At 70.1% G+C, this 21,768-nt stretch carries 16 protein-coding genes; 10 read left to right on the top strand and 6 right to left on the bottom strand.

Annotated elements, in window-relative coordinates; genetic code table 11:
* Window positions 1-297 precede the first annotated feature (297 nt).
* Genes ilvC through leuB form a run of 6 tightly spaced genes read left to right on the top strand, consistent with a single transcriptional unit; the run spans window position 298 to window position 7,060 of the window.
* Entirely contained in the window at window positions 298-1,290 is a 993-nt protein-coding gene (gene ilvC, locus ICG51_RS09180; protein ID WP_190280084.1) for a ketol-acid reductoisomerase, read from the top strand.
* Complete coding sequence (gene ilvG, locus ICG51_RS09175; RefSeq protein WP_190280083.1) at window positions 1,290-3,032, top strand: acetolactate synthase 2 catalytic subunit; 1,743 nt, start codon at window positions 1,290-1,292, stop codon at window positions 3,030-3,032. The genes ilvC and ilvG overlap by 1 nt, the downstream gene beginning before the upstream one ends.
* Complete coding sequence (locus ICG51_RS09170) at window positions 3,016-3,249, top strand: ACT domain-containing protein (protein WP_190280082.1); 234 nt, start codon at window positions 3,016-3,018, stop codon at window positions 3,247-3,249. The genes ilvG and ICG51_RS09170 overlap by 17 nt, the downstream gene beginning before the upstream one ends.
* A complete protein-coding gene (locus ICG51_RS09165; protein WP_190280081.1) occupies window positions 3,246-4,346 on the top strand; it encodes a threonine dehydratase in 1,101 nt (366 codons plus the stop codon). Before ICG51_RS09170 ends, ICG51_RS09165 begins: the two co-directional genes overlap by 4 nt.
* Window positions 4,343-5,905 carry a 2-isopropylmalate synthase gene (locus tag ICG51_RS09160; RefSeq protein WP_190280080.1) on the top strand — a complete coding sequence of 521 codons (1,563 nt, stop codon included), beginning with the start codon at window positions 4,343-4,345 and terminating at the stop codon, window positions 5,903-5,905. The genes ICG51_RS09165 and ICG51_RS09160 overlap by 4 nt, the downstream gene beginning before the upstream one ends.
* Window positions 5,906-5,932: 27 nt before the next feature.
* On the top strand, window positions 5,933-7,060 hold the full coding sequence (gene leuB, locus ICG51_RS09155) for a 3-isopropylmalate dehydrogenase (RefSeq protein WP_190280079.1): 1,128 nt from the start codon (window positions 5,933-5,935) through the stop codon (window positions 7,058-7,060).
* A 112-nt stretch (window positions 7,061-7,172) separates the two neighbouring features.
* Here leuB and leuD read toward each other — a convergent pair whose 3' ends face one another.
* Window positions 7,173-7,817 carry a 3-isopropylmalate dehydratase small subunit gene (gene leuD, locus ICG51_RS09150; protein WP_190280078.1) on the bottom strand — a complete coding sequence of 215 codons (645 nt, stop codon included), beginning with the start codon at window positions 7,815-7,817 and terminating at the stop codon, window positions 7,173-7,175.
* Window positions 7,814-9,235 (bottom strand): 3-isopropylmalate dehydratase large subunit, encoded by a 1,422-nt coding sequence (leuC, locus tag ICG51_RS09145; RefSeq protein WP_190280077.1) that lies wholly within the window; start codon window positions 9,233-9,235, stop codon window positions 7,814-7,816. Before leuC ends, leuD begins: the two co-directional genes overlap by 4 nt.
* 99 nt (window positions 9,236-9,334) lie before the next feature.
* On the opposite strand from leuC, the gene ICG51_RS09140 reads away from it, so the two are divergent.
* A complete protein-coding gene (locus tag ICG51_RS09140) occupies window positions 9,335-10,219 on the top strand; it encodes a LysR family transcriptional regulator (RefSeq protein ID WP_190280076.1) in 885 nt (294 codons plus the stop codon).
* Here the strand turns inward: ICG51_RS09140 and ICG51_RS09135 are convergent.
* From ICG51_RS09135 to ICG51_RS09125, 3 genes are all read right to left on the bottom strand, one after another.
* Window positions 10,216-13,155: a ligand-binding sensor domain-containing diguanylate cyclase gene (locus ICG51_RS09135; RefSeq protein WP_223809419.1), complete on the bottom strand. Its 2,940-nt coding sequence runs from the start codon at window positions 13,153-13,155 to the stop codon at window positions 10,216-10,218. The two genes, ICG51_RS09140 and ICG51_RS09135, sit on opposite strands and share 4 nt — an antisense overlap.
* A gap of 80 nt (window positions 13,156-13,235) precedes the next feature.
* Window positions 13,236-16,364: an efflux RND transporter permease subunit gene (locus tag ICG51_RS09130; RefSeq protein ID WP_190280075.1), complete on the bottom strand. Its 3,129-nt coding sequence runs from the start codon at window positions 16,362-16,364 to the stop codon at window positions 13,236-13,238.
* Between the two features lie 3 nt (window positions 16,365-16,367).
* Entirely contained in the window at window positions 16,368-17,456 is a 1,089-nt protein-coding gene (locus tag ICG51_RS09125; protein WP_190280074.1) for an efflux RND transporter periplasmic adaptor subunit, read from the bottom strand.
* An 81-nt stretch (window positions 17,457-17,537) separates the two neighbouring features.
* Between ICG51_RS09125 and ICG51_RS09120 the strand changes: the two genes are divergently transcribed.
* The 3 genes from ICG51_RS09120 (at window position 17,538) to ICG51_RS09110 (ending at window position 20,333) form a co-directional block, all read left to right on the top strand.
* On the top strand, window positions 17,538-18,182 hold the full coding sequence (locus ICG51_RS09120; protein ID WP_190280073.1) for a TetR/AcrR family transcriptional regulator: 645 nt from the start codon (window positions 17,538-17,540) through the stop codon (window positions 18,180-18,182).
* Between the two features lie 147 nt (window positions 18,183-18,329).
* Window positions 18,330-18,983 (top strand): protein-L-isoaspartate O-methyltransferase, encoded by a 654-nt coding sequence (locus ICG51_RS09115; protein WP_190280072.1) that lies wholly within the window; start codon window positions 18,330-18,332, stop codon window positions 18,981-18,983.
* An 18-nt stretch (window positions 18,984-19,001) separates the two neighbouring features.
* Window positions 19,002-20,333, top strand: a complete 1,332-nt coding sequence (locus ICG51_RS09110; protein WP_190280071.1) for a TolC family outer membrane protein — start codon at window positions 19,002-19,004, stop codon at window positions 20,331-20,333.
* Window positions 20,334-20,359: 26 nt separating this feature from the next.
* On the opposite strand, the gene waaA is transcribed toward ICG51_RS09110, so the two are convergent.
* Entirely contained in the window at window positions 20,360-21,691 is a 1,332-nt protein-coding gene (waaA, locus tag ICG51_RS09105) for a lipid IV(A) 3-deoxy-D-manno-octulosonic acid transferase (protein WP_190280070.1), read from the bottom strand.
* Window positions 21,692-21,768 lie beyond the last annotated feature (77 nt).

Below are 21,768 nucleotides of genomic sequence, written 5' to 3'. Positions count from 1 at the left end.
TCGTTTGCAACTTTCCCTCATGCGAAAACGGCATGTGCGGGACAGTTGACAGGCGTTGCGGAATCATGTTTACCTGAAGCCATGTTGCAGCGCCACATGCCACTGCCGACTCCGACGACCGCCTCGCAGGCGGCGTCCATCCTCGTCCTCGTACTTATTACCTCGCCCACAGGTGCGGGACGATCCGGCGTGTAAGAAAAGCAACAAATCAACGCCCGAATCGCAAAACCCCGCACCGCAAGGTGCGGGGTTTTTCGTTTTGGCCCCCGAAAAAACCTCCCAACAGGAACCTTCGCAATGACCAGCAGCAAACCCCGCATCGCCATCATCGGCTACGGCAGCCAGGGCCGCGCGCATGCGCTCAACCTGCGCGACTCCGGCTTCGACGTGACCATCGGCCTGCGCCCCGGCGGCCCGACCGAATTCAAGGCGAAGGCCGACGGCTTCATCGTCAAGACTCCCGCCGAGGCGGTGAAGGGCGCGCAGATCGTCGCCGTGCTCACCCCTGACATGGTGCAGCCGCAGCTGTACGGCGAAGTGATCGAGCCGAACATGGACCAGGGCGCATGCCTGCTGTTCGCGCACGGCTTCAACGTCCACTACGGCCAGATCACCCCGCGCGACGACCTCGACGTGGTGCTGGTCGCACCCAAGGGTCCGGGCGCGCTGGTGCGCCGCGAATACGAGATCGGCCGCGGCGTGCCGTCCGTGTATGCGGTCCACCAGGACCGCAGCGGCCAGGCCGAGCAACTGGCGATGACCTACTGCGCCGGCATCGGCGGCGCGCGCCAGAACGCCATCAAGACCACCTTCAAGGAGGAAACCGAAACCGATCTGTTCGGCGAGCAGGCCGTGCTGTGCGGCGGCGCCACGCGGCTGGTGCAGGCGGGTTGGGAAACGCTGGTCGAAGCCGGCTACCAGCCCGAGGTCGCCTACTACGAATGCCTGCACGAACTGAAGCTGATCGTCGACCTGTTCTACGAAGGCGGCATCACCCGCATGCACGAGTTCATCAGCGAGACCGCGCAGTACGGCGCGCTGACCCGCGGCGACTACGTGGTGGACGCCAATACCCGCGCGCAGATGAAGAAGGTGCTGGCGGAAATCCAGGACGGCACCTTCGCCCGCCAGTGGATCGCCGAATACGCCGCCGGCAATGCCAACTACAAGGCGCTGAAGCAGGCCGACCTGGAGCATCCGATCGAGGCCACCGGCAGGAAGCTGCGGGCCAACATGCCGTGGCTGGCCAACGCGCCGCAGGCGCCCGCCAAGCAAGCCGAGGCCGCGTGATGAACGGCGCCCGCTGGCTGGCGCAGGCGCTGGTGGCCGAAGGCGTGGACACGCTGTTCGGCTATCCGGGCGGCGCGATCATGCCGTTCTACGATGCCCTGCACGACACCCCGCAGCTGCGCCACGTGCTGCCCCGCCACGAGCAGGGTGCGGCGTTCGCGGCGAACGGGTATGCGCGGGCCAGCGGGCGCGTCGGCGTATGCGTGGCCACCTCCGGCCCCGGCGCCTCCAACCTGGTCACCGGGATCGCGGATGCGATGCTGGATTCGGTGCCGATGGTGGTCATCACTGGCCAGGTGCCCACCCACCTGATGGGCACGGACGCGTTCCAGGAGCTGGACGTGTTCGGGATGACGATGCCGATGGTGAAGCACAGCTTCATCGCCCGCTGCGTCGAGGACCTGCCGGCGATGGTGGGCGAAGCGTTCCGGCTGGCGCGCAGCGGTCGCCCCGGCCCGGTGCTGATCGACCTGCCGAAGGACGTGCAGGTCGCCGATGCCGCGCACCTGCCGCCGCATGTGTCGTCGGGTACCGACGTACCGGAAGCGCCCAAGGACGCCTCCCTGCACGAAGCGCTGGCGCTGATCGCGCAGGCGCAGCGGCCGGTACTGTACGGCGGCGGCGGGATCGTGCTGGGCGATGCCGTGCAGGCGTTCCGCACCTTCGTCGATGCGACCCAGATCCCGGCCGTGCTGACCCTGAAGGGCCTCGGCGCACTGCCGACCCAGCACCCGCTCAACCTCGGCATGCTGGGCATGCACGGCAGCCGCGCCGCCAACCTGGCGGTGCAGGAAGCCGACCTGCTGGTGGTGGTGGGCGCGCGCTTCGACGATCGCGCCACCGGCAAGCTGGCCGAATTCGCGCCGCATGCACGCGTGGTGCACATGGACATCGACGCCTGCGAGATAGACAAGCTGCGCCACGCCGATGCTGGCGTGCGCGGCGACATCGTCACCACGCTGACCAAGCTGACCCTCCCCTGCGCGGCCCACCTGCACGGCCGCCACGGCGCCGCGCGCAAGGCCTGGCGCGCGCAGTGCAAGCAACGCGCGCAGCAGTTCGCTCCGCGCTATGACGCGCCGGGCAGCGGCGTGTACGCGCCCGCGCTGCTGAAGCGGCTGTCGGAGCTGGCGCCGGATGCCACCGTGGCCTGCGACGTCGGCCAGCACCAGATGTGGGTGGCGCAGCACTGGCGCCTGGACCATCCGCGCAAGCACCTGACCTCCGGCGGCCTCGGCGCGATGGGCTTCGGCCTGCCGGCGGCGCTGGGGGCGCAGGAGGCCAATCCCGATGCGCGCGTGGTCTGCGTGAGCGGCGACGGCTCGATCATGATGAACATCCAGGAACTGGCGACGCTGAAGCGCTACCGCTCGCCGGTGAAGATCGTGCTGCTGGACAACCAGGCGCTGGGCATGGTCCGGCAGTGGCAGGAGCTGTTCTTCGACCGGCGCTATTCCGAGATCGACCTGTCCGACAACCCGGACTTCGCCGCGGTCGCCGCCGCCTTCGGCATCACTGCCCTGCACGTGGACCGCGCCGATGGCGTCGATGCCGCGCTGCAGGCGCTGCTGGATGCCGAAGGCCCGGCCTTGCTGCACGTGGCCATCGACACCGCCGCCAACGTCTGGCCGCTGGTGCCACCCAACCGCAACAACGCGCAGATGCTCGATCCCGCCGTCGACGACGCGTTCGTCGCGCCCACCCGAACCGCCACGGAGACGCCCCATGCGCTACCAGCTTGATCTCACCCTGCGCCGCGCCGAGGGCGCGCTGGCGCGCGTGCTGGGCACCACCGAGCGACGAGGCTTCCAGCCCGTCAGCGTCGATGGCGAAACCCAGGACGACGGCGACCGCTGGCACCTGCGCATGACCGTGGAAGGCAGCCGCGAACCGGAAAGCCTGCGGCACCAGCTGGCCGGGCTGTACGACTGCCTGGCGGTGGACGTACGCGAAGCATGAACACGGATGCGGCCACGCCTCGCGCACCCACCGCCAGCGACGTGCTGGCCGCGCAGGCGCGGCTGCGCCGATACCTCGGGCCGACGCCGCTGCACTACGCCGAGCGCTCCGGCTGCTGGCTGAAGCTGGAAAACCTGCAGCGCACCGGCTCGTACAAGGTCCGCGGCGCCATGAACGCGCTGCTGGCGGCGCGCGAGCGCGGAGACATTAGGCCCACCATCGCCGCCTCCGCCGGCAACCACGCGCAGGGCCTGGCCTGGGCCGCCTACCGTCTGGGCATGCAGGCGATCACGGTGATGCCCAAATCCGCGCCGGCCACCAAGATCGCCGGCGTCGCCCACTGGGGCGCCACGGTGCGCCTGCACGGCGACAGTTACGACGAAGCCAGGGCCTTCGCCGCCGAGCTGGCCGCGCAGCATGGCTACCGGCTGCTGTCCGCCTTCGACGACCCCGACGTGATCGCCGGGCAGGGCACCGTGGGCCTGGAAATCGCCAGCGCGCTGTCGCCGGACGTGGTGATCGTGCCGATCGGAGGCGGCGGGCTGGCAGCTGGCGTTGCGCTGGCGCTGAAAACTCAGGGCGTGCGGGTGATCGGCGCGCAGGTGGAAGGCGTCGATGCGATGGCGCGCGCGCTGCGCGGCGACAACCGGATCATCGAGCCGGTGGCCACGTTGGCCGACGGCGTGAAGGTGAAGATCCCGGGTGCGCTGACCCGCCGCGTGCTGGCGGAGCTGCTGGACGACGTGGTCATCGTGCGCGAGGCCGAGCTGCGCGAGACGCTGGTGCGCCTGGCGCTGGAGGAACACCTGATCGCCGAGGGCGCGGGCGCGCTGGCGCTGGCCGCGGGCAAGCGCGTCGCGGCCAGGCGCAAGTGCGCGGTGGTCTCCGGCGGCAATCTCGATGCATCGGTGCTGGCGGGGCTGCTGCAGGACGTGCGACCGCGCCCGCCGCGCAAACCGCGGCAACGCAGGCAGGAGCGACTTACGCCGCCGGCAGCCTCCACGCCCGCGCGTGCTGCCGGCCCGCTCCCGTCCGTCGCCATTCCCGTGCCGCGCGCCGCGCGCACAACACCCGCACCCGAGACCAGCTACGCATGAACGCAAGCGCCAACGCCCCGGAACACGCATCGCCCGATCGTGTCGTCATCTTCGACACCACCCTGCGCGACGGCGAACAGTCACCGGGTTTCACCATGAGCAGCCCGCAGAAGATCGCCTTTGCGCACGCGCTGGCCGATCTCGGCGTGGACGTGATCGAGGCCGGCTTCCCCAACAGCTCGCCGGCCGACTTCGGCGCCGTGCAGGCCATCGCACGCAATGTGCGCGGCGCCGCCATCGCCGGGCTGGCACGCTGCCACGCCGGCGACATCGAAGCCTGCGCACGCGCGCTGGATGCCGCCGCCGCACCGCGCATCCACGTGTTCATTTCCACCAGCCCGCTGCACCGCGAACACAAGCTGTCGATGTCGAAGCAGCAGGTGATCGAACGCGCGGTGATGGGCGTCGAGCTGGCGCTCCGGCACGTCGATGACGTGGAGTTTTCCGCGGAGGACGCCTTCCGCACCGAGCGCGACTTCCTGGTCGAGGTGTTCGAAGCGGCGATCGCCGCCGGCGCGCGCACCGTCAACGTGCCGGACACCGTGGGTTACGCCACGCCGGAGGAAATCCGCGAGCTGTTCCGTTTCCTGCGCACCAACGTGAAGGGCGCCAACGGCGTCGTGTTCAGCGCACACTGCCACAACGACCTGGGCCTGGCCGTGGCCAACTCGCTGGCCGCCATCGAGGGCGGCGCGCGGCAGGTGGAATGCACCATCAACGGCATCGGCGAGCGTGCCGGCAACGCCGCGCTGGAAGAACTGGTGATGGCGATGAAGGTGCGCGGCGGCTGGTACGGCGTGGACACCCGCATCGACACTCCCAAGCTGCTGGACACCTCGCGCCTGCTGTCGCGGATCACCGGCATCCAGGTCCAGCGCAACAAGGCCGTCGTCGGCCTGAACGCGTTCGCGCACGAGTCCGGCATCCACCAGCACGGCATGCTGAAGAACCGCGATACCTACGAGATCATGCGTCCGCAGGACGTGGGCTGGCCGGATTCACAGCTGGTGCTGGGCCGCCACAGCGGGCGCGCAGCGGTGGCCGACCGCCTGCGCGCGCTGGGCCATGTTCTGGACGATGTGCAGCTGGACCGGGTGATCGCCGACGCCAAGGCGCTGACCCAGACCCAGCACGTGATCGGTGATGCCGACCTGCTGCGGCTGGTCGAAGGCGAACGCTTCGGACCCGGATGGCGGGTGGCCGCCATGCACCTGACCGACGAGGGCCAGCACACCCGCGCACGGGTGGAGCTGTCGGATCCCGAAGGTCACCAGGTGCGCCAGGACGCACGGGGCGACGGCCCCATCGCAGCATTGTTCGCCGCGCTGGCGCAGGCCACGGGCGTCGACTTCGCACTGGAGAGCTACGAAGTGCACAGCATGGGCATCGGCCGCGACGCCCGCGGCGAAGCCAACCTGAGCACGCGCATCGACGGCGAGACGCTCACCGGCCAGGGCACCAGCCGCGACGTGCTGGAAGCCAGCGCGATCGCCTGGCTGGACGTCGCCAACCGCGTGCTGCGCACGCAGGCCACGCAACCCGTGGCGATCCCCGCCTGACCCTACTCCCTCCAAGGAACCGCACACATGCACGCCAACATCGTCGTACTGCCGGGTGACGGCATCGGCCCCGAAGTCACCGCCGCCGCCGTTGCCGTCCTGCGCGCGGTGGCCGCGCGCTATGGCCACGACTTCGACTTCAGCGAACACCTGATTGGCGGCGCCGCCATCGACGCCAGCGGCAGCGCGCTGCCGGATGCCACGCTGGCGGCGGCCCGATCCGCCGACGCCATCCTGCTGGGCGCGGTCGGCGGACCGAAGTGGTCCGACCCCAGCGCCAAGGTGCGCCCGGAACAGGGGTTGCTGGCGATCCGCAAGGCGCTGGGCCTGTACGCCAACCTGCGCCCGGTCAAGCCGCACGCGGCCACGCTGGGCGCCTCGCCGATCAAGCCCCACCTACTGCAGGGCGTGGACCTGATCGTGGTGCGCGAGCTGACCGGCGGCATCTATTTCGGCGACAAGGTCCGCAGTGACAGCGACGCATCCGACCTGTGCCGCTACAGCGTCGCCGAGATCGAGCGCGTGGTGCGCCACGCCGCCCGGCTGGCGCGCGCGCGCAGCGGCAGGCTGACTTCAGTGGACAAGGCCAACGTGCTGGAAACCTCGCGGCTGTGGCGCGAGGTGGCGACGCGCGTCGTGCGCGAGGAGTTCCCGGACGTGCAGCTGGAACACCAGCTGGTGGATTCCATGGCAATGCACCTGCTGGCGCGGCCGCGATCATTCGACGTGATCGTGACCGAGAACATGTTCGGCGACATCCTCACCGACGAAGCCTCGATGCTGGCCGGCTCGCTGGGCCTGCTGCCGTCGGCTTCCCTGGGCGAAGGCAGCAGCGGGCCCGATGAATCGGCGCAGCCGAGCCGTCAAATTGGGCTATACGAGCCGATCCACGGCAGTGCGCCGGACATCGCCGGCAAGGGCGTTGCCAATCCCTACGCCGCTATCCTCAGCGCGGCGATGCTGCTGCGCCATGCGCTGGGGCTGGAGGGCGAGGCGCAGTGCGTGGAGCTGGCGGTTTCACGCGCGCTGGAAGCGGGCGTATTCACCGCCGACCTGGCCAGCGACCGCAGCCGCGCGGTCGGCACGCGCGCCGTTACCGCCGCGGTGCTGGAACAGCTGGAGCTGCCCTGCCATGTGATGGAGCTGCGCGACTGAGGCGAACCTGCTTGAAGATGGGGTCGGGTGTCTTTTCAGCGAAGCGAAAGGTCCGCTCCGACCCCATTCGCCGCACCCCAATCCGCACGCGGATGCGCCCGAGTGACCGCGCTCAGCCGCGCGCGAACACCCACGGCTGCGCCGCGCGATGGCGCGCCTCGAAGGCGCGGATGGCGTCGGCGTGCTGCAGGGTCAGGCCGATGTCGTCCAGCCCGTGCAGCAGGCAGTGCTTGCGGAAGGCGTCGACGGCGAAGTGGTGCCGCGTCCCATCGGGCCGCGTCACCGTCTGCGCCTGCAGGTCGATGGCCAACGCATAGCCTTCCGCGGCGTCGCACTGCGCGAACAGCGCATCCACTTCCTCGTCCTGCAGCACGATCGGCAGCAGCCCGTTCTTGAAGCTGTTGTTGAAGAAGATGTCGGCGAAGCTCGGCGCGATGATCGCGCGGATGCCGTATTCGGCCAGCGCCCACGGTGCGTGCTCGCGGCTGGAGCCGCAGCCGAAGTTGGCGCGCGCCAGCAGCACGCTGGCGCCCGCATAGCGCGGCTGGTTGAACACGAAGTCCGGATTCAGCGGCCGCGTCGAACAGTCCTGTCCCGGCTGGCCGACGTCGAGGTAGCGCCACTCGTCGAACAGGTTGGGGCCGAAGCCGCTGCGGCGGATCGACTTCAGGAACTGCTTGGGGATGATCTGGTCCGTGTCGACGTTGGCGCGATCCAGCGGCACCGCCACGCCCGTGTGCTTGGTGAAGGGATTCATTGCAGCTCCCGCACGTCGATGAAGTGGCCGGCAATCGCGGCGGCGGCGGCCATCGCCGGGCTGACCAGATGGGTGCGGCCGCCGGCGCCCTGCCGGCCCTCGAAATTGCGGTTGGAGGTGGACGCGCAGTGTTCGCCGCTTTCCAGCCGATCCGGATTCATGGCCAGGCACATCGAACAGCCGGGCTCGCGCCACTCGAAGCCGGCGTCGAGGAAGATGCGATCCAGCCCTTCGCGCTCGGCCTGCGCCTTGACCAGCCCGGAGCCCGACACCACCAGCGCCTGCTTCACCGTCGCCGCCACCTTGCGGCCCTTCGCCACCGCCGCCGCCGCGCGCAGGTCCTCGATGCGCGCATTGGTGCAGGAGCCGATGAAGACGCGATCCAGCCGGATGTCGGTGATCGGCTGGTTGGCGCGCAGGCCCATGTACTTGAGGGCGCGCGTAATGGAATCCTTTTTCACCGGGTCGGCCTCGCGCGCGGGATCGGGCACGTTGCCGTCCACCGCCAGTACCATTTCCGGCGAAGTGCCCCAGCTCACCTGCGGGCGGATGTCTTCCGCGCGCAGTTCGATGTCGACGTCGAAATGCGCATCGGCGTCGGAGACCAGCGTGCGCCACAGCGCCACCGCCGCATCCCACTGCTCGCCAGCCGGCGCGAACGGACGGCCGCGCACGTAGTCGATGGTGGTGTCGTCCACAGCCACCATGCCGACCCGCGCGCCCGCCTCGATCGCCATGTTGCAGACGGTCATGCGGCCTTCCATCGACAGCGCGCGGATCGCGCTGCCGGAGAATTCCAGCGCATGGCCGGTGCCGCCGGCGGTGCCGATGCGGCCGATGACGGCCAGCACGATGTCCTTGGCGGTCACGCCCGGCGGCAGTTCGCCTTCGACGCGCACGCGCATGTTCTTCATCTTCTGCGCGACCAGGCATTGCGTGGCCAGCACGTGCTCGACCTCCGAGGTGCCGATGCCATGCGCCAGCGCGCCGAACGCGCCGTGCGTGGAGGTGTGCGAATCGCCGCAGACCACGGTCATGCCCGGCAGCGTGGCGCCCTGCTCCGGACCGACCACGTGGACGATGCCCTGGCGCGGGTCGTCCATCGGGAACTCGAGGATGCCGAAGTCCGCGCAGTTCTCGTCCAGCGTGCGCACCTGGATGCGCGAGGTCTCGTCGGCGATCGCGGCCAGCCCGCCGGCGCGCTCGGTCCGCGTGGTCGGCACGTTGTGGTCGGGCGTGGCGAGGTTGGCGTCCGCCCGCCACGGCTTGCGACCCGCCAGCCGCAGGCCCTCGAACGCCTGCGGCGAGGTCACCTCGTGGAGGATGTGGCGGTCGATGTAAAGCAGCGAGGAACCGTCGTCGCGACGGCTGACCTCGTGCATCTCCCACAGTTTGTCGTAGAGGGTCTTGCCGGGCATGGTCCGGTCTCCGGTGCGGCGCACGGCCCAGACTGCCGGCTTCCATTGGATGACTCAAATGGATATTTTTCATCCATTCGATTCCATCAAGGAATGCATATGGACCTGCCCGGGCTTGCCGCTTTCGTCGCGGTGGCCGAACACGGGGGCTTTTCCCTCGCAGCGGAGCGGCTGCACCTGACCCAGCCCGCGGTCAGCAAGCGCATCGCCCAGCTGGAAGCCACGCTGGAAACGCGCCTGTTCGACCGGTTGGGCCGGCAGGTGGTGCTGACCGAGGCCGGCCGAACGCTGTTGCCGCGCGCGCAGCGGCTGCTGGACGAAGCCGGTGAAGCGCGCCGCGCGCTGCGCGAGGTGGGCGAGGGCGTGGGCGGCGCCCTGCGCTTGGCCACCAGCCACCACATCGGCCTGCACCGCCTGCCGCCGCTGCTGCGCCGGTTCGTGGCCAGGTATCCGCAGGTGGATCTGGATATCCGCTTCCTCGATTCCGAGCAGGCCTGGAACGAGGTGCTGCTGGGCCGGATCGACGTGGCCCTCACCACCCTCGGGCCCGCCACGTCGCCGCTGCGGGCTGCACCGCTGTGGGAGGATCCGCTGTGTTTCGTCGCCGCGCCCAACCACCCGCTGGCGCGCCGCGCCCGCCCCACGCTCGCTGAACTGTCAGCGCATCCGGCGGTGCTGCCGGAAACGCACACCTTCACCCATCGCATCGTCGCAGACGCCTTCGGCCGCCGCGGCCTGCCGCTGCGGCTGCGGATGACCAGCAACTACATGGAGACACTGAAGATGCTCGCCTCGGTGGGGTTGGCCTGGGGCGTGCTGCCGCGGACCATGCTGGACCGCAGCCTGCGCGTCCTGCCGGTCAGCGGCCTGAAGCTGTCGCGCCAGCTGGGCTGCGTGACCCATGCCGGGCGCACGCCATCGCGCGCTACGCAGGCCTTCATCGCCCTGCTGGATGGCGGCCGCGACCGGGCGGCGAACGCCTAGCCGGCGACGATGCGGTTGCGACCCTGCTGCTTGGCCTGCAGCAGGCGGTCATCGGCCAGCGCCAACAGCGCATGCGGGGTCTGTCCGGGCACCAGTTCGGCCACGCCGGCGCTGAACGTGCAGTGCAGCTCCGCGCCCTCCTCGGTGGTCACCGGCAGCGCCCGGATACGCTCCAGCAGTTCGCGCATCCGCGTTGCGCCCTCCGCCAGCGGCAGTTCCTCCATGCACACCAGGAATTCTTCGCCGCCGAAACGCGCGGCGAACAGGCCCCACTCCGCCACGAATTCCGCCAGGGCGGCCCCCACCGCCTGCAGCACGGCATCGCCCGCCGCGTGGCCATGCCGATCGTTGATCTGCTTGAAGTGGTCGATGTCGATCAGGGCAACGCTGAGCGGCCTGGCTTCTGCCCGTGCCTGCGCCACCGTGCCGACCAGCTGGGCGTCGCCGGCGCGGCGATTGGGCAACCCGGTCAGCCCGTCGTGGGTGGCCAGATGCTGCAGCCGATAACCGGCAACCTCCAGCTGGCGGTTCTTCTCGCTGAGCTCCTCGGTGCGCTCAGCGATGATCCGGTTGAGCCGGCGCTGGCGGCGCCGCAGGCTGGCGGTGCGCCACCAGCCCAGCAGCGCCACCACCACCGCCACGCCCAGCGCCAGCAGCATGCGCACCCACGGCCGCTGCCACAGCGCGGGCACGACCTCGATCCGCATGTGCGCGCTGCCGATGCGATCACTGCGCGACCAGTCCACCGGCATCGCCATCGCCTGTACTTCCAGCTGGTAGTCGCCCGGCGGAAGCCGCGTGTAGACCGCCTCGTCGCCGGCCGTGGCGCCCACCCAGTCCTGGTCGTAGCCATGCAGGCGATAGCGGTAGCGCAGCTTGTCCAGCGCGCGGAAGCTCATCCCCGCGTAGCCGACCGCCAGCCGGTTGACCCCCGGGCGAAGGGTGAGCAGCGGCCGCATCGGCTGCGCCTGCCCATCCACGGTCACCCGCTCGAACGCCACCGGCGGCGCGCCGGCGCGGCCGCCCGCCACCGCACCGGGTTCGATCACCGCCAGACCCCCCGAGGTCGGGAACAGCAGCAGGCCTTCCCGCGTCAACCAGCCGGCAGGCTGGCTGGCGCCGTTGCCCTGGTTGCTGGGCATGCCGTCACTGCGGTCGAGGACGTGCACGGCCAGCTGCAGGCGGGTGCCGGCGTCGATCTCGTCCAGTTCGCGCCGTGCCACCCGGAAGAGGCCCATGTTGCTGGACAGCCACAGGCTGCCGGTGCCGTCGTCGATGATCCGGAAAAGTTTGTCGCGGGGTAGTCCCCGCTGGTGGTCGTAGACCGTGAAGCGGCCGTTGCGCATGCGCAGCAGACCGCGGTCGCTGGCGATCCACAGATCGCCGCCGGCATCGCGCAGGAAGTCGAAGAAATACTGCGCGGGCACGTCACGGTCGGGCTCCCAGCGATGCAGCCGGCCGCCTGCATCGAGCATGGCCATGCCGTTGTTGGTACCGATCCAGAGCGGGCCGTCGGGGTCACGGTACAGCGCCTGCACGACGAGGTCCGGCTGGCCCGCGCCCCCCAGATAGGGATGCGCCCGGCCGTCGCGCCAGTGGACCAGCCCGTGGTTGCCGCCGATCCAGAGGCTGCCGTCGGGCTCCGGCAGCAGTGCGCGGACCACCGGCTGGGTGCCGCTGCCCAGACGCAGGCGCTGCAGCACCCGCCCCTGCAGGTCCAGCTGGAGCACGCCCAGATCGTAGGTACCCACCCACAGCAGGCCCTGGTGCCGGGCGAGCGACAGCACCGAGGTGTCATGCGCCCCGGCACCCTCGCCCAGCCGGATGGTCTGCATCCGCCCTTGCGAGAAGCGCGACAGGCCGTCGGCATGGCCGATCCAGTAGGCGCCTGCGTCGTCCTGCAGCACGGTGCGGACGTAGTCGCTGCCCAACCCGTCCCGCCGGGTCAGTCCGCTGGCCTGGCCATCGGCGACCCGGTACAGGCCATCACTGCTGCCCACCCAGACCAGGCCTTCACGGTCCAGCAGCAATGCCTTGTTGACCGTGCCGGGAATCCCCATCGGCCACTGGCTGCCGTCGGCGTCGCGGCGCAGCAGCTGGCCGTCGGACAGGTTCATCCACAGCACCCCGCGTTCGTCCAGCACCATCGCGCTGACCCGGCGGCCCACATCGATGCGTTCGACCCGGCCATCGGCATGCCGCCAGCGCACGCCGCCATCATGCGCGGCCAGCCAGCCGCCACGGCCATCGGCGAGGAGTGCGGTTGCCGCACCGGGCGCCACCCAGTCCGCGCCCCAGCGCTGTGCGCGGCCGTGCGCGATGCGGTACAGCCCGGCTTCGCCGGCCACCAGCAGCGCGCCGTTCTGGTCCTCCACCAGCGCCAGCACCTCGCCAGCCGGCAGCCCCGCCAGACTGCCGGCGTCGTGCAGGCCGAGCCCGTCCAGTCTCATCAGGCGCCGACCGGAGGCGAACCACAGCGCGCCGTCGCTGCCACGCCGCAACACAGATACCGCCAGCGTGCGCGTCGCCTCGCCACCCACGCGCTGCCAGGCACCCTGGTAATAGCGGACGATGCCATTGCGGGCGGTGCCGAACAGCACCCCGCCGTCGGCCTCGGGCAGGATGCTGTAGACGCCTGCCAGCTCCATGCCACGGACGTTCTGGCGGTCGAACAGGCTGAAGTTGCGGCCGTTGAAGCGCACCGCACCCTCCCAGGTACCGGCCCACAGGAAACCTTCGCGGTCCTGCGCCACCACGTGCACGAGCGGGTGCGGCAGGCCGTCTTCCATGGTCCAGCCGCTGACCGTGTAGTGACGCGTGCCCGGCGCCGCCCAGGCCGCCGGCAGCACCAGCAGCCACAGCAGCGCCAGCAACAGCCGCTGCATCCACGCGCGCGGCGTGTTCCTGCCGCTGCTTCCGGCATTTCCGATCGACAAGCGTCCCCCTGTTGCGGCAACGGGCAGGCCTGCGCCTGCCCGTTGTCAATCTAGCATCGCGGCCACCACGTTGACTGGCGTCAGGCCCGTGCTTCGTCCCGGCGCACCTTGAACCAGGCCGCGTACAGCGCCGGCAGGAAGAACAGGGTGAGCAGGGTCGCCACCGTCAACCCACCCATGATCGCCACCGCCATCGAACCGTAGAAGGCGCTGCGCGAAAGCGGGATCATCGCCAGGATCGCCGCCAGCGCGGTCAGCACGATCGGGCGGAAGCGGCGCACGGTGGCGTCGATGATCGCGTGCCAGCGGTCGTGGCCGGCATCGATGTCCTGCTGGATCTGGTCCACCAGGATGACCGAGTTGCGCATGATCATGCCGGCCAGCGCAATCGTGCCCAGCATCGCCACGAATCCGAACGGCACCCGGAACAGCAGCAGCGCCAGCACCACCCCGATCAGCCCCAGCGGCGCGGTCAGCAGCACCAGCGCGGTGCGCGGGAAGCTGCGCAGCTGCAGCATCAGCAGCGCGGTGACCACCAGCAGGAACAGCGGCAGACCGGCCTTGATCGAGTTCTGCCCGCGCGCGGAATCCTCCACCGTGCCGCCGGTTTCCAGCAGGTAGCCTTCCGGCAACGACGCACGGACATCGGCGAGCGTCGGCAGGATCCGCGCCACTACCGTGGGCGGGGTCAGCGCGTCGGTGCGGATGTCGGCGCGCACGGTCACCGTCGGCAGCCGGTTGCGATGCCAGATGATGCCGTCCTCGAAGCCGTACTCCAGCGTGGCGATCTGCGCCAGCGGCACGCTGCCGCCGGGCGTGGGCACGGCCAGGCTGCCCAGCAGGTCGGGGCGCGTGCGTTCTTCGCCAGTGCCGCGCAACAGGATTTCGATCAGCTCGTTGTCCTCGCGGTAGGTGCTGACCGACAGCCCCGACAGCGAACCGGACAGGAAATGCGCTAGCTGCGCGCTGCTCACGCCCAGCGCGCGGGCGCGGTCCTGGTCGATGCGCAGCCGCACCACCTTGCTGGGTTCGCCCCAGTCGAGATTGACGTTGGCCACGTCAGGATCGGCACGCACCCTGTCGGCCACCTTGCGCGCGATCGCCTGCACCTGGCCGATGTCCTCGCCGGAGACGCGGAACTGCACCGGGTAGCCCACCGGCGGGCCGTTCTCCAGCCGGGTGACGCGCAGTTGCAGCTCGGGGAACTGCGGCGCGACCTCGGCGATCAGCCAGCTGCGGGTCGCTTCGCGCGCTTCCAGATCCCTCGCCAGCACCACGAACTGGCTGAAGTTGGCAGCCGGCAGCTGCTGGTCCAGCGGCAGGTAGAAGCGCGGCGAACCGGTACCGACATAGGCGACGTAGTTCTCGATGCCTTCGCGCGACTTCAGCAGCGCCTCGAGTTTGCGCGCCTGCGCATCGGTGGACCGCAGCGAGCTGCCTTCGGCAAGCTCCAGATCCACCATCAGCTCCGGACGCACCGAGTCCGGGAAGAACTGCTGCGGGACAAAGCGGAACAGCGCGAGCGAGACCACGAACGCCGCCGCGGTGGCGCCGATCACCAGCCACCGCCGGCGCAGGCAGAATTCCAGCCAGCCACGCAGGCGACGGTAGAAAGCGCTGTCGTAAGGATCGTGCGTGTGTGCGGCAGCGGCGGGTTCGAATCGCGCGCCCCGGAAACGCTGGCGCAGGCGCTGCATCAAGGTCGGACGCAGGTGCGCATCGTGCAGGTCCGGCAGCATCTTGTCGCCCAGCCACGGAATGAACAGCACCGCCGCGACCCACGACACGCACAGCGCGATCGCCACCACCTGGAACAGCGAGCGGGTGTATTCACCGGTGCTCGACGCCGCGGTGGCGATCGGCAGGAAGCCGGCCGCGGTCACCAGCGTGCCGGTCAGCATCGGGAACGCGGTTGATTCCCACGCGAAGCTCGCCGCCTTCAGCCGCGAGTAGCCCTGCTCCATCTTGATCGCCATCATCTCCACCGCGATGATCGCGTCGTCCACCAGCAGGCCCAGCGCCAGCACCAGCGCGCCCAGCGAGATCTTGTGCAGGCCGATGCCGAACACGTGCATGGCGGCGAAGGTCATCGCCAGCACCAGCGGGATGCTGACCGCCACCACCATGCCGGTGCGCAGACCCAGCGAGAAGAAGCTGACCAGGAGCACGATGGCGACCGCCTCGGCCAGCACGCGCACGAACTCGCCGATCGCCTCGTGCACGCTCTGCGGCTGGTCGGACACCTTGCCCAGCCGCATGCCCACCGGCAGGGTCTTCTGCAGGCGCTGGAACTCGGCCTCCAGCGTCTTCCCCAGGCGGATGATGTCGCCACCGTCGCGCATCGCCACCGCGATGCCCAGCGCGTCCTGCCCCATGAAGCGCATCTTCGGCGCCGCCGGATCGGCGAAGCCGCGCTTGACGCTGGCGATGTCGCCCAGCCGCAGGGTGCGGTCGCCGGCGCGGATCGGGAACGCGCGGATCTGTTCGACCGAGTCGAACTGCCCGTCCACGCGCAGGCGGATGCGGTCGCTGCCGGTCTCGAAGAAACCGGCCTGGGCCATCGCGTTCTGCTCGTCCAGCGCCTGCTTCACAGCCGCCAGCGGGATGCCCAGGGTGGCCAGCTTGGTGTTCGACAGTTCGATCCAGATCTTCTCGTCCTGCAGCCCGATCAGCTCGACCTTGCCGACGTCCGGCACCCGCTGCAGCTCCAGCTGGATGCGGTCGGCGTAGTCCTTCATCAGCGCGTAGTCGAAGCCCGGCGCGGTCAGCGCGTAGATGTTGCCGAAGGTGTCGCCGAACTCGTCGTTGAAGAACGGGCCGATCGCCTCGGCCGGCAACGTCGCGCGTATATCACCGACCTTCTTGCGCACCTGGTACCAGAGCTCGGGCACGTCCTTCGACTTCATCGAGTCGCGCGCCATCACGATGACCTGGGATTCGCCCGGCCGCGAGTACGAACGCACGAACTCGTACTTGCCGGTGCCCATCACCGCTTTCTCGACGCGCTCGGTGACCTGCTTGGCCACCTGTTCGGCGGTCGCGCCCGGCCACACCGTGCGCACCACCATCGCCTTGAAGGTGAAGGGCGGATCTTCCGACTGGCCCAGCTGGCGGTACGACCAGGCGCCGACCAGCGCCAGCACGATCATCAGGAACAGCACCAGCGCGCGGTTTCGCAGCGCCCATGCCGACAGGTTGAAGCCGCCCATGGCTCAGCGCGTCCCGGCCGCGACCGGGCGATTGCGCCGGTCGACCGGTTTCACCGACTCGCCCTCGCGCAGCAGGTGGCCGCCTGCGGCCACCACCCAGTCACCCAGGCCGACGCCCTCCAGCACCGGCACGCTGTCCTCGCCGTAGCCTCCCAGCCGCACCGCGCGCTGACGGGCCTTGCCGTCCTGCACCACCCACACCGCGGTGGCGCCGCCGTCGCCGCGCTGCACCGCCGCCAGCGGCAGGCGCAGCCCGCTTCCCGCGGCACCGTTGATGAACACCCGCGCGCTCTGGCCGAGCCCGGCGTCGGCCGCCATCGCCCCGTCCAGGGCGACGCGCGCGGCGTAGGTGCGGGTCTGCGGATCGGCCGCCGCGGCGATCTCGCGGATATGCCCGGGCAGGCGCCTGCCGGGCGCACTCCACAGCTCCACCACCGCCGGCTGGCCGGTGTGGAAGTCGCGGATGCTCGCTTCCGGCAGGCCGATGGCGACCTCGCGGCCGCCGTCGGCGGCCAGCAGGAAGATCGGCTGCCCGGCGGCCACCACCTGCCCCGCCTCCGCCTGGCGACTGGCGATAACGCCGTCGCGCGGCGCCCGCAGGCGGGTGTAGTCGTCCTGGTTGCGCATCAACTCGTACTTGGCGCGGGCCGCGCGGTAGGCCGCCTGCTGCGCATCGAAGGCCGACTGGCTGATCAGCTTCTGCGACACCAGCTTGCGGTAACGCTCCAGGTCCCCGCCCAGCCGCGCCATGTCGGCCTGCGCCGCGCTGGCCTGCAGCCGCGCATCACCGGGATCCAGTTCTGCCAGCAACTGACCCTGTTTCACTTCCTCGCCGGCATCGACCAGGCGCCGCACAAGATTGCCGCCGACGCGGAACGCCAGCGCACTTTCCTGGCGTGCGTGCACTTCGCCGGCAAACGCCTCCGCGGACATCCCGGCTACGGCGCCCGGCTGCACCACCAGCACCGTGCGCACCGCCTCGGCGGGTTGCGGGTCGCGCCCGCAGGCGCCCAAGGTGAGCGCCACCAGCGCGCCCGTGGCCAGCGAACGCAGCGTCCACCTGCCGCGCAGCCTCTTCCTGTCCAGCTCCATGCCCGCTCCGTCGGCTTGCGCTCTATATTGAACTGGCGGGTATGGTATAGTTGCCAAACTCCGCAGTCCACTATCCACGGCATGATCCGCAACACCCCCCAGTGCAAGCCCGCTGGTCCCGGCCGACCGAAAGATCTGGCCAAGCGCGCGGCGATCCTGGACGCCGCCAAGCGCCTGTTCGTGCTGCAGGGGTTCGACGGCGTCAGCATGGACCAGATCGCGGCCGAGGCCGGAGTATCCAAGCTCACCGTCTACAGCCATTTCGGCGACAAGGACCGGCTGTTCGCGGAGGCGGTGCGCGCGCACTGCGAACAGGGAATGCCCACCCGGCTGTTCGAACCGCACCCCGGGGTGCCGCTGCGCGAGCGCCTGATCGATATCGGCGAGGCGTTCTTCGCGATGATCATGACCCCCGAGGCGATCGCCGGGCATCGCATCCTGTGCTCGCCGCAGATCACCGGCAGCCACATGCCGGCGGTGTTCTGGGAAGCCGGACCGCAACGCGTGCAGAACAGCTTCACCGCGCTGCTGGAGCGGCGCATCGCCGCAGGCGAGCTGGAGATCGAGGATCCCGCCCGCGCCGCCAGCCAGTTCTTCACCCTGCTCAAGGGCGAGCCACACGCGCAGGCGGTGTTCGGCTACTGCTGCAGCGGCCGCCACGACACCCCGCAGGAGCACGTCGCCGGCGTGGTGGAGCTGTTCCTGCGCGCCTATGCGAAACGCTGACCGGCAGGCTGAACGAAGCCCCGCCCTGCCCTTGGTGGCGGTGACTTCCGGCACTGCGTGCTGGTGTACCGGTACGGCCAGACTGCCCGCCAGACCGGGGCTGGCGGTACTACAATGCCCGGTTCCCCGCAACGGATTTATCCCCGCATGAGCATCGACTTCGCCCGCGCCCGTGAAAACATGGTGGAACAGCAGATCCGTCCCTGGGACGTGCTGGATGTCCGCGTGCTCGACACGCTGGCGCGGATGCCGCGCGAGGCCTTCGTCGCCGAATCGCTGCGCGGGCTGGCGTATGCCGACACCGCTCTTCCTGTTGGCCACGGTGAAACCATGCTGAAGCCGGTGCTGGAAGGCCGGATCCTGCAGGCACTGCTGCCCACCGCGACCGAGAGCGTGCTGGAGATCGGCGCCGGCAGCGGCTACCTGACCGCCTGCCTGGCCCGGCTGGCGCGCGAAGTGGTCGCCATCGAGCGCCATCCAGACCTCGCCGAGGCCGCGCAGGCGCGGCTGGCGGCGCAGGGCTTCGGCAACGCCACGGTGCGCGCCGCCGACGCCTTCGACTGGAACCCGGGCCGCAGCTTCGACGTGATCTGCGTCGGCGCAGCGGTGGCCAGCATCCCGGCGCGTTTCGTCGAATGGCTCAACCCGGGCGGCCGCATGTTCGTGGTGCACGGCCGCTCGCCGGCGATGGATGCGGCGCTGGTGCACCGCACGGTCAACGGCAGCCGCGTCGAATCGTTGTTTGAAACCGACCTCCCCTACCTTGCAGGCGCCGAACCGGTGCCTGCGTTCACCCTGTAATCCGCCAAGGATCCCTCCATGTCGCGTCGCCCGCTCGCCCTCGCCCTTGCCCTCGTCCTGCTGCCGGCTGCGGCGCAGGCAGACGACCTGCTGCAGAGCTACCAGAACGCGCGCAGCAGCGACCCCCAGTACGCCGCCGCGGAATCCACCCGCGCCGTCGCCGCCGAGCGGCCGGTGCAGGCCCGCGCCAACCTGCTGCCGGGCATCGGCGGCTCCGTGAGCAGCAACCGGGTCGATCGCGGCAACGGCGATTCCAGCAATGGCAGCTGGGGCCTCAGCCTCAACCAGTCGCTGTTCAACTTCGGCAACTACACCGCCCTGCAGGGCGCCAAGGCGCAGGACCGCGCCGGCGGCTACAACCTGGAAGCCGCGGGCCAGAACCTGATCACCCGCACCTCCGCCGCCTACTTCAACGTGCTGGTCCAGCTGGAAACGCTGGCCGCCGCGGAAGCCGCGGAAGCCGCGCTGAAGAAACAGTTCGATTTCGCCAGCAAGCGCCTGGAAGTGGGCCTGGCGCCGATCACCGACGTGCACGAAGCCCGCGCCCAGTACGACGGCGCGCGCGCCAGCACCATCCTCGCCCGCAACGCGGTGCGCGATGCCTACCAGGCGCTGGTGGAAATCACTGGCGCCCCGGTCGCCAACCTCAAGGGCCTGCCGGATGACTTCAAGCCGGCGCTGCCCGCGGAGAAGGGCGTCGAGGCTTTCGTCGGCGACGCGTTGTCCAACAACCCCTCGCTGAAGGCGCAGGAAGCCAACCTGGAAGTGGCCCAGGCCGGCGTCAAGACCGCGCGCGCCGGCCACTACCCCACGCTCGGCCTGCAGGCGACCTATGGCAAGGCGATCCCCGGCCTGTACGACAACCCGGCCTTCATTGGTGAGAACAAGGCCAATACCAGCGTCGGCGTGACCCTGAACATCCCGATCTTCGCCGGCGGCGCCACCCAGTCCGGCGTGCGCACCGCGCTGGCCCAGCGCGACGGCGCCGCCGACGCGGTGGAGCAGAGCCGCCGCGCGATCGAGCGCAGCACCCGCGGCGCCTACCAGGCGGTGGTGGCGGGCATCAGCGAAGTGGAAGCGCGCCGGCTGGCGCTGGTGTCCGCGCAGAGCGCCTACGACGCCTCGCAGGTCGGCCTGGAAGTCGGCACGCGCACCGTGCTGGACGTGCTGAACAACCAGCGCACCCTGTTCTCCGCGCAGCAGGCCTATGCCCAGGCCAAGTACAACTTCCTGCAGAGCCGGCTGCTGCTGGAACAGTCGGCCGGCACGCTGGACGTCTCCGACGTCGAGGACATCAACCGCCTGCTGACCACCGACAAGGCCCTCGACCAGACCCTGGCGGCGCGCTGAGTCCGGCCTGACACAACGGCGGCGGATCAGAGAGCGGGGCTTGCCCCGCTCTTTCCGTTTGCGGGGCCGGCCGCCGGCAACGCTGGCTCGATCATCGCCAGCGTGCGCGCCAGCGCGCCGCGCCCGTCTTCCAGCAGCCGCGCCGCGTTGGCGGCCAGCTGCCGGCGTGCGCCGGCATCGTCGAACAGCGTGCGCAGCGAAGCGGCCAGCGCCGGCGCATCGGCGACGATCCGCATCGCGCCCGCCTCGCGCAGGCGCCGCGCGATGTCGGCGAAATTGTGCAGGTGCGGGCCGGTGAGGATGGCGGTGCCGGTGGCCGCAGGCTCCAGCAGGTTGTGCCCGCCGATCGCCTGCAGGCTGCCGCCGACGAAGGCCACCTGGGCGCAGGCATAGAAGCGCAGCAGTTCCCCGAGGGTGTCGATCACGAACACCCCGGTTTCCGCCCCCGGCCAGCCCTCCTCGCTGCGCGAAGCCACCGCGAAGCCGGCATCACGCGCGCCCTGCACTGCGGCGCGGAAGCGTTCCGGATGTCGCGGTGCCCACAGCAGCAGCGCGTCGGGATGGCTCCCGCGCAGCGCACGATGGGCGCTGAGCACCGGGGCCTCCTCGTCCTCGTGGGTGCTGGCGGCGATCCATACTGGCCGCGCCACACCCAGCGCTGCCTGGAATTCATCGACGAAGGCACCGCTGTCCACCGCCGCCATGTCGAACTTCAGGTTACCGGTGACCTGCATGCGCTCGGGCAGCGCGCCCAGCTCGAGGAACCGGCGCGCATCATCCTCGGACTGCGCGGCCACCCGGTGCACGCTGCCCAGCGCGCGCCGGATCAGCGGCCCGAGCACGCGGTAGCCGCGCAGCGAGCGCGCCGACAACCGCGCGTTGAGGATGTAGGTGGGAATACCGCGGTCGCGGCAGCCGAACAACAGGTTCGGCCACAGTTCGGTTTCCACGATCAGCGCCATCACCGGCTGGAAGCGGTCGAGGAAGCGCCCCACCGCGCCGGGCAGGTCATACGGCAGGTACACGTGGGTGACCGCATCGCCCCACAGCGCGCGCACCCGTTCGGAGCCGGTGGGGGTGATGGTGGTGACCACCAGCTGCAGGTCGGGGCGCAGCGCGCGCAGCCGGTTCACCAGCGGCGCCGCGGCGTTGACCTCGCCCACCGACACCGCGTGCAGCCACAGCGGCGCCGCGGGCACTGTTTCGGGATAACTGGCGTAGCGCTCGTCCCAGCGCTGCAGGTAGGCACGTTGGCGGAAGCCGCGCCAGACCAGGTGGTACAGCGTGATCGGCACAAGCAGGTACAGCGCGGCCGAATACAGGCCGCGCAGCACGCGTTCGGTGAGATCGGCCTGCATGCCGTACAGGATAGCGAAGCCGCCGCATCCGCGGCCATGCGCGCAGGCCGCGGCAACGCATCACGCACTAGAATCCC

Origin of the sequence: Thermomonas sp. XSG (assembly GCF_014678725.1) — a bacterium.
GTDB lineage: Bacteria > Pseudomonadota > Gammaproteobacteria > Xanthomonadales > Xanthomonadaceae > Thermomonas.
The sequence above is the reverse complement of the archived record's forward strand: the minus strand, read 5'-3'. Positions and strand labels throughout refer to the sequence as shown.

Excerpts from the sequence above, each read along its gene's own strand:
- ilvC (WP_190280084.1), top strand. The coding sequence starts at position 298 with ATGACCAGCAGCAAACCCCGCATCGCCATCATCGGCTACGGCAGCCAG.
- ilvG (WP_190280083.1), top strand. The coding sequence starts at position 1,290 with ATGAACGGCGCCCGCTGGCTGGCGCAGGCGCTGGTGGCCGAAGGCGTG.
- ICG51_RS09170 (WP_190280082.1), top strand. The coding sequence starts at position 3,016 with ATGCGCTACCAGCTTGATCTCACCCTGCGCCGCGCCGAGGGCGCGCTG.
- ICG51_RS09165 (WP_190280081.1), top strand. The coding sequence starts at position 3,246 with ATGAACACGGATGCGGCCACGCCTCGCGCACCCACCGCCAGCGACGTG.
- ICG51_RS09160 (WP_190280080.1), top strand. The coding sequence starts at position 4,343 with ATGAACGCAAGCGCCAACGCCCCGGAACACGCATCGCCCGATCGTGTC.
- leuB (WP_190280079.1), top strand. The coding sequence starts at position 5,933 with ATGCACGCCAACATCGTCGTACTGCCGGGTGACGGCATCGGCCCCGAA.
- leuD (WP_190280078.1), bottom strand. The coding sequence starts at position 7,817 with ATGAATCCCTTCACCAAGCACACGGGCGTGGCGGTGCCGCTGGATCGC.
- leuC (WP_190280077.1), bottom strand. The coding sequence starts at position 9,235 with ATGCCCGGCAAGACCCTCTACGACAAACTGTGGGAGATGCACGAGGTC.
- ICG51_RS09140 (WP_190280076.1), top strand. The coding sequence starts at position 9,335 with ATGGACCTGCCCGGGCTTGCCGCTTTCGTCGCGGTGGCCGAACACGGG.
- ICG51_RS09130 (WP_190280075.1), bottom strand. The coding sequence starts at position 16,364 with ATGGGCGGCTTCAACCTGTCGGCATGGGCGCTGCGAAACCGCGCGCTG.
- ICG51_RS09125 (WP_190280074.1), bottom strand. The coding sequence starts at position 17,456 with ATGGAGCTGGACAGGAAGAGGCTGCGCGGCAGGTGGACGCTGCGTTCG.
- ICG51_RS09120 (WP_190280073.1), top strand. The coding sequence starts at position 17,538 with ATGATCCGCAACACCCCCCAGTGCAAGCCCGCTGGTCCCGGCCGACCG.
- ICG51_RS09115 (WP_190280072.1), top strand. The coding sequence starts at position 18,330 with ATGAGCATCGACTTCGCCCGCGCCCGTGAAAACATGGTGGAACAGCAG.
- ICG51_RS09110 (WP_190280071.1), top strand. The coding sequence starts at position 19,002 with ATGTCGCGTCGCCCGCTCGCCCTCGCCCTTGCCCTCGTCCTGCTGCCG.
- waaA (WP_190280070.1), bottom strand. The coding sequence starts at position 21,691 with ATGCAGGCCGATCTCACCGAACGCGTGCTGCGCGGCCTGTATTCGGCC.